Here is a 1213-nt window from a genome sequence, read left to right on the forward strand (position 1 = left end):
ACAGAGTAGGTGCGAGGCGACCGTATTCTCGCTGATATTGACAACGGTGAGCCGCTCCACGAGGTTGTTCCCACGCTCGTCAATAGTGTTGATGTCACTGAGTCGGATGTCATGTTCCTCCGAGAGCACCACCTCGTCAGTGTCCTCTCCGGCGGTTGCTTGGTATGCTCGCTTCCGCAGCTCGCGGAGTAGCTTCATGTACGTCTGCTTGATTTGGTGGGCGGCACCCCAGATGTCCTCGAGCTCTTCGTTGACCGCGGTGAGGTCGTACGCCTCGGCGATGTGCTTCATGTTCTCGTACGACCGCGTGTAGTCCACGTTACGGTTATACCATCCTCGATAGGTGCTACGTCCACAGTCAGCGCCCTCGGCCTCCACACGCGTGATGAAGTCATCAAGCGTGTCGTCATGCTCCTCGATTGCCTGCTTGAGATTGATTTTCCAGAGGTTGGCCTGCATGATGAGCCGCATGTCACCCCTCTGTTTGATCAGGTCGTAGAGCTGCTGGCGGAGGTTGTCCGTCTGGCGGATGCGGACGAGTGTGTTTCCGGTAGTAACGTGTCGGGCATCGCGCTTGGTCACGCCGCCGACCTCACCGTCGATGACGTGAAGGCCGTGTTCGGGACGGACTGGCATCCACCGACCATCCTCGAAGCAAACCCGCAGACAGTCGACGGGGGTGTTGTCTCTCGATGATTGCGAACTGGTTGAGGAATCCGTCCAGGTGCGGAAATTATCGGCGCCCGACATCTGGTCGATGATGTCCTCGACCGAGGTGGGTTCGTGTTTTTCCACCATCTCGTATCCCTCCGCAACCTCGCTCTCACCGCCGAGGTCGATGTCCGGACGCTTGATGTCAAGTTGCTCGACCACGGACGCCGTGTTCTCCTCCTCATCGGCAGCCGTTTTGACCGCCTCGCGGTATCGGGGTTGATCTGTCGTCTCCCTGAGGGCGTCATTCAACGCGTCGAACTGGTAGTTGAGCAGCGACAGCTGATGTTCGTACGCAAGGATGGTGACCGACTGAGCGTGGGGTGTTCTGAGAACCCATCGGTCGCGCCATCCCGGCGGGCCAGCGAGCACGACCCGGTCGCAGGTTCTGGCCTCGGCGAGCATGTCGGGCGTGGCGACTCGAATGGCTTCGTCGAGCTCCTCGTACAGGTCACCCCCTCGTTGCTGTAAGTCCCGGGTCACGGCCTCACGGTCGGCCTCC

1 protein-coding gene is annotated in these 1213 nt (G+C 59.9%); it reads right to left on the minus strand.

Translation table 11 applies throughout. The annotated features are described in order from the left end of the window. The coding region (locus DVK06_RS16610; RefSeq protein ID WP_158600106.1) for a DrmE family protein at positions 1-1213 on the minus strand (1213 nt) is incomplete at both ends.

This window comes from Halorubrum sp. Atlit-28R, from assembly GCF_003665955.1.
Taxonomy (GTDB): Archaea; Halobacteriota; Halobacteria; order Halobacteriales; family Haloferacaceae; genus Halorubrum; species Halorubrum tropicale.